The sequence below is a fragment of the Dolichospermum sp. UHCC 0352 genome (genome assembly GCF_009711925.1).
GTDB classification, from domain to species: domain Bacteria; phylum Cyanobacteriota; class Cyanobacteriia; order Cyanobacteriales; family Nostocaceae; genus Dolichospermum; species Dolichospermum lemmermannii.
Genome location: NZ_VIKY01000202.1, coordinates 23,737 through 31,723 on the forward strand (window position 1 = coordinate 23,737; position 7,987 = coordinate 31,723).

At 37.7% G+C, this 7,987-nt stretch carries 10 protein-coding genes and 1 pseudogene; 1 reads left to right on the forward strand and 10 read right to left on the reverse strand.

The features are described 5' to 3' along the window. Positions 1 to 127 precede the first annotated feature (127 nt). Positions 128 to 1,117: a PRC-barrel domain-containing protein gene (locus tag FJR06_RS13990; protein WP_015080105.1), complete on the reverse strand. Its 990-nt coding sequence runs from the start codon at positions 1,115 to 1,117 to the stop codon at positions 128 to 130. Between the two features lie 105 nt (positions 1,118 to 1,222). Beyond that, positions 1,223 to 1,470, reverse strand: a pseudogene (locus FJR06_RS13995) (hypothetical protein); the annotation flags it as partial. A gap of 140 nt (positions 1,471 to 1,610) precedes the next feature. Between FJR06_RS13995 and FJR06_RS14000 the strand changes: the two are divergent. Beyond that, a complete protein-coding gene (locus tag FJR06_RS14000) occupies positions 1,611 to 2,477 on the forward strand; it encodes a DUF2382 domain-containing protein (RefSeq protein WP_015080104.1) in 867 nt (288 codons plus the stop codon). A gap of 193 nt (positions 2,478 to 2,670) precedes the next feature. Here FJR06_RS14000 and FJR06_RS14005 read toward each other — a convergent pair whose 3' ends face one another. The 8 genes from FJR06_RS14005 to FJR06_RS14040 form a co-directional block, all read right to left on the reverse strand. After that, complete coding sequence (locus tag FJR06_RS14005; protein WP_015080103.1) at positions 2,671 to 3,168, reverse strand: type II toxin-antitoxin system YhaV family toxin; 498 nt, start codon at positions 3,166 to 3,168, stop codon at positions 2,671 to 2,673. 2 nt (positions 3,169 to 3,170) lie between these two features. Further along, on the reverse strand, positions 3,171 to 3,503 hold the full coding sequence (locus FJR06_RS14010) for a type II toxin-antitoxin system PrlF family antitoxin (protein ID WP_168651646.1): 333 nt from the start codon (positions 3,501 to 3,503) through the stop codon (positions 3,171 to 3,173). Positions 3,504 to 3,851: 348 nt separating this feature from the next. Then, the gene (locus FJR06_RS14015) at positions 3,852 to 4,262 is read right to left on the reverse strand and encodes a type II toxin-antitoxin system VapC family toxin (protein ID WP_168651647.1); all 411 of its coding nucleotides are present in this window, start codon (positions 4,260 to 4,262) and stop codon (positions 3,852 to 3,854) included. Continuing rightward, positions 4,262 to 4,483 carry a hypothetical protein gene (locus FJR06_RS14020; RefSeq protein WP_168651648.1) on the reverse strand — a complete coding sequence of 74 codons (222 nt, stop codon included), beginning with the start codon at positions 4,481 to 4,483 and terminating at the stop codon, positions 4,262 to 4,264. The genes FJR06_RS14015 and FJR06_RS14020 overlap by 1 nt, the downstream gene beginning before the upstream one ends. Before the next feature lie 324 nt (positions 4,484 to 4,807). Next, positions 4,808 to 5,134 carry a DUF5615 family PIN-like protein gene (locus FJR06_RS14025; RefSeq protein ID WP_051155234.1) on the reverse strand — a complete coding sequence of 109 codons (327 nt, stop codon included), beginning with the start codon at positions 5,132 to 5,134 and terminating at the stop codon, positions 4,808 to 4,810. 174 nt (positions 5,135 to 5,308) lie between these two features. Continuing rightward, positions 5,309 to 5,545 carry a DUF433 domain-containing protein gene (locus FJR06_RS14030; RefSeq protein WP_015080100.1) on the reverse strand — a complete coding sequence of 79 codons (237 nt, stop codon included), beginning with the start codon at positions 5,543 to 5,545 and terminating at the stop codon, positions 5,309 to 5,311. Between the two features lie 245 nt (positions 5,546 to 5,790). Beyond that, positions 5,791 to 6,426: a DUF4276 family protein gene (locus FJR06_RS14035; RefSeq protein WP_168651649.1), complete on the reverse strand. Its 636-nt coding sequence runs from the start codon at positions 6,424 to 6,426 to the stop codon at positions 5,791 to 5,793. Continuing rightward, on the reverse strand, positions 6,420 to 7,619 hold the full coding sequence (locus FJR06_RS14040; protein ID WP_168651650.1) for an AAA family ATPase: 1,200 nt from the start codon (positions 7,617 to 7,619) through the stop codon (positions 6,420 to 6,422). The genes FJR06_RS14035 and FJR06_RS14040 overlap by 7 nt, the downstream gene beginning before the upstream one ends. Between the last annotated feature and the right edge of the window lie 368 nt (positions 7,620 to 7,987).

A 7,987-nucleotide genomic window follows, 5' to 3' on the forward strand; every position in this document is an offset into this window, starting at 1 on the left:
TATTGTATCATCAGGTAAACCATTAACTTTACAATTTAGCAGCCATAAGAGCATTAATATTCAACTACAATTTTCCCTTCCAAAAAAATAACCCCCTCTACTATAAGTATGAGGGGGTTTACAAAACTTAATATCCGCCTTCTTCTTCGTATTCCACCTGTCGTTCCTTGACCTTTTTGGGAATATTCACAGGCTTTGGTGCATCATCCCAAGCATCAGTTTCGAGATCATCATCATAGTCATCATACTGATCTGCGTAGGTCTTTTTAGCAGGTTTGGCTGCGGTTCTGGGTGCTTCCTGATAACTATCTCTGACTGTTTCGTCACTCCAGTTATCTTCTTCATCTTCATCATACTGAATTGACTCGTAGGAACGGGCTTTCATGACTTGCCGCTGGGGTCTTTCTTCCTCTACGTAGTCTTCCGTCCATTCCTCTTCCTGGGCTATAGGTTCAGGAATGCGAACTTTTGGCCGGGGTGCTTGGAGGGGTACACCGCTAGGTAATTGATTGCTGGGGGCAACTGTGCGGGGGGGCGTATAGCCAAATTCCTCTTCTGCATCTCGTTCCCAAGGGGCTTTACCAATTCCCAGCCGTTCTAAAACGCCTACGGTTAATTGGTTTACTCTTTCTTCAGCACCTTCAAACACAATTAAGCGACTCGGACCAGTGCTGACAACTTCATCTATGGACAGTTCATAGGTACTCAAAAACTGGTCAGGAATTTGCGGTAATCCCAAGGAGGCAATGACTATGGAGTATATTTTACCCGTTTCGCCATTAAATTTAAAGCCTCTCACCTTGCCTAAGACTTCACCTGTTTCGGTGATGACTTCCCAGTTCATCAGGTTACTGAGAATCTCTACTTCCACATCTTCGATGACATCCTCGTTATCAACTAAGATAACATCACCGATTTGGTTAATGGTGTTGAGATACATATTGCGAGGCAAACTAGAAATAGAGATGAGGCTGTCTCGCAGACTAAGTGCCACAACCTCTCTTTGATCAATATCAACCCAGATTTGACTCACGATACCTAACCGCTTACCGTTGTCGCGGGTGATTACCTGAGTGTTTAATATATCTGAACGTCTAACTATTTGTTCTGAAGTCATTCTATAGTTCTTCCTGTTCGCGTAGCGTGCCGTAGGCAATCTCGAATCCGGTTTATGTATATCACTATTTTTAACAGAAATTTGTCACTGGTCAGTTGTCATTGGTCAGTTGTCATTGGTAAACTTCTTTCCTGTTTCCTGTTTTCTGTTCCCTGTTCCCTGTTCCCTGTCACCTAACTTAATACCCAAAACTTGAGTATATGCACCTCTGGCTGGAATTACGCCAATTGTGCGCTGTGTTGATTTTATCATCGGATGGCGCAAACTCACAACTATAAAGCTTGTTTCGCCTGTTGTTTGATCATTCTAGCTAATCATTCCACCTTTGTCCCATTTAAAAACATATCAACTTCGTAATTGTAGCTGGATATCCTGATAATACATTTCCACCAGAACAGCAAGATTTATTGATATTAATATCTTCCTTGAGAAAGAAGAAGTAAAAAATTTTATTTTTAAAATTATAAGTATAGCTGTTTGGAGCTAAACGAATATGGCTTTATACAAAATTGAAGACTTTACTCCTGACTCTAACTATGATAGTCCAGGGTTGGATGGCAGTGAAGTTGAAAAGATTAAGCATTTTGATGTCTATTCAGACATAGATGATGATAAAGTTGGCACTATTAAATACATATTGGTAGATGATTCAGGGCGGTTGCGTTATTTAGTTGTGGACACAGGTTTTTGGTTCTTTGGTAGACAAGTATTGTTACCAATTGGACGTTCCCGAATTGACTATGATAAACGTCGGGTGTACGCGAATAAGCTGACAAAGCAGCAGGTAGAAAATTTACCAGATTTTAAAGATTTGCAAGAAATTGATTACGACTATGAGGAACGGGTGCGGGGTGTTTATCGTCCACCAATAGCACAAGAACCTTTAGAGTCATCAACACCGCTAGAGTCACCGATAGCTGTAGATTCTCCACTAGTTTCTCATGAGCGCACAATAGTTACTCCTGCTGTTCCTGTTGAACGGAATACATATAGGTATGAGGAAGAACCAAATCTTTACAATGTGAATGAGCAGGATCACCAAAACCTGAAACTATATGAAGAACGTTTAGTAGCTAATAAATCTCGTGTGAAGACAGGAGAAGTAACTGTTAGTAAGCAATCATATACTGAAATGGTAACAGTTTCTGTACCTGTGCAAAGAGAACGTATAGTCATTGAACACACTGATGCAGAAACGGGTGTTAAAAATGTATCACTAACTGAAGCTGATTTAGGTGAAGGAGGAGTAAAAATCAAGAAAATAGTTGAACAGGATACAGTTGAAGCGGAAGATACTATTCGTCGTGAAGAATTAGACGTGACTCGGAATGATCAACGAGTAACTGAGAGAAGAAACTAAGAAACCTCGAAACAGCAGTTCTGCGTCTTGGGAAAATGGCTCTCACGGAGCGCTTCGCTATCGCCTATAAATTTCTTGATTTTGCGATAGCTTCGCTCGCCGCAGGCATCGCACTCAACTCAATACCAAAATATCACAATATTATCCGCTCCAATGATTCGTTAGGCTGTGTATGTGTCTTATTTCTAGCCAGTTAAATTTCTGCTTTGACTGCTTTTTCTAAACGATTAGTTTCATCTTTTGCATCTTTGAGTAAGTCATTCCAATTATCTGGAGGATGACCACTTTCCAGCATTTTCTTAAAAACTCTATAAGCGTCTGTGTTACTGTCATAGGATCGCTTAGAGTTCTCATCGTTAACCCAGGCGAAAACAATTATTTTGCTCTCTTGATGATATCGAAAAAACAGTCGGTACTGCTGAAAAAATTTAGCTCTAAACCAGTGCTTGTAATCGTCAACAAGCGTATTGCCTTGGCGATAATCACTACGTGTTGGGTCTTGAGGAATAACATCAAATGCCAGCTTTGCTATGGCAGATAGACGCTTTGTGGCGTTTTTTTTCTTGTATTCTTGAGGATACTTTTGACGCAAATGTTCAACCTGGGTCAGAAGTTCTTCAAACTGGTTAAGGAAGAGAGGATGAGCAAATATGTTCCACTCATTAATCACTAGCGGTTGATTTACAGACAAACTTATTCATCCTCATCAGAGAGTGGTGCATCAAGATCAAGATCGACTTCAGCAACCAAGGACTGAACACGGCTGACTAAATCAGAGCTAATGGCTTGTAAGTGCTGAGGATTCTTCTCGATATCTCTTGCAATAAAATTTAAAAACTGTCCAAGTATAGGATCGCTTTCTGTTTTGTCGACGCGAGAAATCACTACCTTACCGTCAGGCTGGATAGTGTAGCAGATTTTATCACGCTTATCCAAGCCAAGGAACTTGCGAACAGGATCAGGGATTGTAGTCTGATAGCGATCAGTAAGAGTAGATTCTGAAGATGGGGCTGGTATTACAGCCATAGCGACCTCTAAACCTATCGGTTAAATTATATCTCTAACGTAATGCAAGTGCATTGTCTTGTCAACAGTGACATTTCTGCTTTGGAATCTAACGGCAGAACTGAGCTACAAGCGATACCTTTGGTTAGTGCTTGCGCGATTCCTAGGTCGCGCTTCGCTATCGCACTTGCTCAATCCAACCTACGAGCGATTCCTAGGTCGCGCTTCGCTATCGCACTTTATCAATCCAAACTACAAGCGATTCCTGCGGAGCGCTTCGCTATCGCAATTTATCAATTCAACCTACGAGCGATTCCTGCGGAGCGCTTCGCTATCGCATTGATAGCTGTAATGCTTACAGTTAAAAGATTACAAAATATCTATTTCCCAGTCTTCCAATTGTAGTTGGGGAATGCGTGAAAATTCTTTAGTATTATGGGTAACTAAGATCAAATTATTCGCTAAAGCAATAGCCGCAATTTGTAAATCGTAAGCTCCAATAGGTGTTCCGTTAGCAGCAAGTTGGGCGCGAATTTTGCCAAAAATTCTAGCAGACTGGTCATCAAAAGGCAAAGACACAAATTGACTCAAAAATCCTTGCTGTAACGTCAGATTACGCTCTGGGTTAGCACTACGAATTGATCCGTAAAATAATTCACCCTTCACAACTGAACAAACAGCGACTTCTGAAAGTGGGATATTATCCAGCTTTTGTTTTAAATGAAAGTTTTTGCCCTTGAGATAAATAATACAGGCATTAGTGTCTAGCAGATAAATCATCAAAATAGCTCTCTTTCTGCTTGTTCTGGCTGTGGATGTCTGATAAATGTTTCATCTTGAATACAACCATAAAAATCACTCAATTTTATTGTTGTTTTTGTTGGTGATGCTGATTCATAAACAAGAATAATATCTAATTCCGTTCCTTCCGTTGTTTCGGGTAATTGAATTTGTAAAAGTCCATTTTTACCAATTAGCGATCGCACTCTCATACTTTGCATAACTATTTACCTCTTTTGAATATCTGTTCTTTAAGTTCTTGTAACAACATAGATAGCTCCTATGCTGGAATGGTTGTCTAATGTTGTCTATTCAGTATATTATAAACGATCTTGCTTTATAAGTCTAATTTGAGCGATTCCTAGGTCGCGCTTCGCTATCGCACCTTATCAATCCACCTACAGGCGATTCCTAGGTCGCGCTTCGCTATCGCACTTGGTCAATCCAATCTACAAGCGATTCCTGCGGAGCGCTTCGCTATCACACCTTATCAATCTAACCTACGAGCGATCGCTGATTACGCTTCCCCAACAGGCGAACTCGCACTAATGAATAATCAAACTATCTCTAGTCATTTCTAAAAAATCATAGGTCAAAAACAATTCGATTATTTGAGTAATATTTTGTAGAAAAAGTTGTTCAATTTGTTTATTACTAATATTACCTGTGGTTATTAGTAGTAGTTTGTAAGGCTCTTGTTTGATTAAAAAAAAATCTAAAAAATCTTTATCTTTGGTAATAACAATTCTCTGTTCCAGGATTGATAGTTTGTTGATTTCCGAATCTGGAGTTGCATTTTTTAAAGGAAGATTTTTGGTATGTATAAGAGGATGTTTGAAAACTTTCTCGTGTGGGATCTGACACCCGCAGATCCCCCTAAATCCCCCTTAAAAAGGGGGACTTTGAGGAATTTAGCCCCCCTTTGTAAGGGGGGTTGGGGGGATCTCGATTAATTCTGATACTTTTCAAACATCCTCTAACATCACAACCTAAGTTCTCTAATAAATTGGCAATTCGCATTGGTAATTGAGCATCAATCAAGAATTTCATGAAACTAATTGGAGAATACTTTTAACTTGAGTGAGTCGAGTAGCAAAGCTGAGAACTGCTAAAATGTCTTCGTATTCTAAATCATCATAATCTTCTAAAATATCATCAATATTCATGCCTGAACTCAAAAGTTCTAAGATCATTTCCACCGGATAGCGCAATCCGCGAATACACGGTTTACCATGACAAATATCATGGTTAATTGTTATTCTATTTAATAGAAGGTTATTCATGATATTTAGATTTTATGTTGGCACTAAATTAATTGTACTTGATTTTTCGAGTTCTATGACAATAGAAAAAAGCGAACTGAAAGTCACCGTTGCGCGACTCTTACAGAGCGCTTCGCTATCGCACTTTATCAATCTAACATACGAGCGATTCCTGCGGAGCGCTTCGCTATCGCACTTTATCAATCTAACATACGAGCGATTCCTAGGTCGCGCTTCGCTATCGCACAAGAGGAGCAATTACTAGGTTATGATTCATCCTGTAAATATCCAATTCTTGATCTTAGAGTATTAAATAAGCGATCGCAATAAGGAGAAGCTTGACGAACCTGAGTTACATCTAATGATTCTAATAGTTCAGAGGCGTGTTTTATTTTGTGATATTCTCCCTTAGTAGTTCTACCAGTCGCAGTTTTGAGAGTAGGTTCTAAATTATCTTTTGCAATAGTTTCCACATTAGCATTTTTGGGAATAGCATTTTCTTTAAAACCTTGGCCATAAAATTTTTTCAGCGTTGCAAAATCAGCAATAAACCAAGCTTCCATTGTTTGTACCATTAAATGACAATTATCATCATCAACTTCTGTTGGTTTATCCCAATTATCTCTAAATTTTAAATGTTCCCAAGGAGATTTTTTATTTACAGGTGCTTCAGCATCAACTAATAATACATTAAAAGCATGAGGATGAGATTTTAAAGCATTTTTGAAATCACGGAAAGCATTATTCCGAGTACCACACATAATGATATTCCATTTAATGTTTTTGGTTGTTGCTTCCTTTACTAATTTTAAAAAAAATTTACTAAATCCTTTTCTAAGTGAAGATTTCTGATTTTTGGAATCTCCACCACCTTCTATATAAATTCTAATCTCTTTTACCATCTGTTTCCACCTATTTCACCCATCCGCCACAAATCACCTAAAGTATAATTTTCTAACCAGTCTTTGAGTTTATCTGGTTTAAGTCTCCTTAAATGAGTTCCTGTATCATCTCTTTCACAAACTACTACAGCTTCAGGATATTCACTCAAAGCAGAAACCAAAGCATCAGAATGAGTCGTGACAATTAATTGAGTTCTCTGAGATGCTTCAATTAATAATTCGGCAATAGTTGGTAAAATATCTGGATGTAAACCTAATTCTGGTTCTTCAATACAAATTAGTGGTGGTGGAGTAGGATCTAAAAGTAAAGCCATTAAACATAAATACCGCAATGTTCCATCAGATAACCGAGTTGCAGGAATTGGTTGAATTACACCTTCTTCCCGAATAAATATTTGTACTGTACCACCATATATTGTGACATCTAATTCTTCTGCTGGCTCATAAAATTTTTTGAGTTTTTCAATAATTTTTCTATTACCTATTCGGTATTTTAAATCTTTTATAAATAAACCTAAATTACTACCATCTTCTAATAAAGGATGTTGGGGTAAATCTGTAGGTTGATGTTTACGCAATTGAGAATTTATATCTGTACTTAAAGTTCTATATATCCTTATTTTATTGAAGTTATCACTCAGATAAGTAATCTCTGGATATTTACGTGCTGCTTTTAATTGGGATAATATAGATTGATCAGATTTTAAATCATTCTTATTCCAATTTTCTTGAGATATTTTCTCTATACCCGATAAATCTTTTTCTCGAAAATTAAAAACAGGTTCAAGGTTTTTATCATTATAAGAATAATGAACAAAATCATCATTATGGATATATTCATCTATCAAGAAAAACCTCTGATTCATTTCACTAAATTCTAGTTTATATTTCAGTGTTTGTAATCCTGATTGATAATCAACCATTACTTGAATTGTCGCTCCTGCTCCTAGAGTACCATAATCCTTACTGCCTTTCCATAAAAATTCATTAATACCTCCACCTTGACGAAAAGGTGCTGGTAAATCTGTGGGTGTTGCGCGTAAAATACCAATAGCTTCTATTAAATTAGATTTTCCAGATGTATTAGCACCAATTAACACATTTAGCGGTTGTAATTCTATTTCTTCCCCTTCACTTCCATAGGAGAGAAAGTTTTGTAATTTGATTTTATGAATAAATCTTTTACCTTCCATTTATTTCTCCTAATTTTAAATAAAACTAAATTGTTGCTAATATTTTGGGTGACTTTACTCTAAATAGCTATCCATTTCCTGACAATGAATAAACAATTATTTATCTTTTGCGATAGCGAAGCGCTCCGTAGGAATCGCGTAAGTGCTGACTTGTCAGTTCGCTTGATGGTAGTTTGAATATCTGCTCTTTAAGTTCTTGTAACAACATAGATAGCTCCTATGGTTGAATGGTTGTCTAATATATGTTGTCTATTCAGTATATTATAAACAATCGCACTTTATCAATCTAACCTACAAGCGATTCCTAGGTCGCGCTTCGCTATCGCACTTGATCAATCCAACCTACGAGCGATTCCTGCGGAGCGCTT

Excerpts from the sequence above, each read along its gene's own strand:
- FJR06_RS14010 (WP_168651646.1), bottom strand. The coding sequence starts at position 3,503 with ATGGCTGTAATACCAGCCCCATCTTCAGAATCTACTCTTACTGATCGC.
- FJR06_RS14040 (WP_168651650.1), bottom strand. The coding sequence starts at position 7,619 with ATGGAAGGTAAAAGATTTATTCATAAAATCAAATTACAAAACTTTCTC.
- FJR06_RS14030 (WP_015080100.1), bottom strand. The coding sequence starts at position 5,545 with ATGAATAACCTTCTATTAAATAGAATAACAATTAACCATGATATTTGT.
- FJR06_RS14000 (WP_015080104.1), top strand. The coding sequence starts at position 1,611 with ATGGCTTTATACAAAATTGAAGACTTTACTCCTGACTCTAACTATGAT.
- FJR06_RS13990 (WP_015080105.1), bottom strand. The coding sequence starts at position 1,117 with ATGACTTCAGAACAAATAGTTAGACGTTCAGATATATTAAACACTCAG.
- FJR06_RS14035 (WP_168651649.1), bottom strand. The coding sequence starts at position 6,426 with ATGGTAAAAGAGATTAGAATTTATATAGAAGGTGGTGGAGATTCCAAA.
- FJR06_RS14020 (WP_168651648.1), bottom strand. The coding sequence starts at position 4,483 with ATGCAAAGTATGAGAGTGCGATCGCTAATTGGTAAAAATGGACTTTTA.
- FJR06_RS14015 (WP_168651647.1), bottom strand. The coding sequence starts at position 4,262 with ATGATTTATCTGCTAGACACTAATGCCTGTATTATTTATCTCAAGGGC.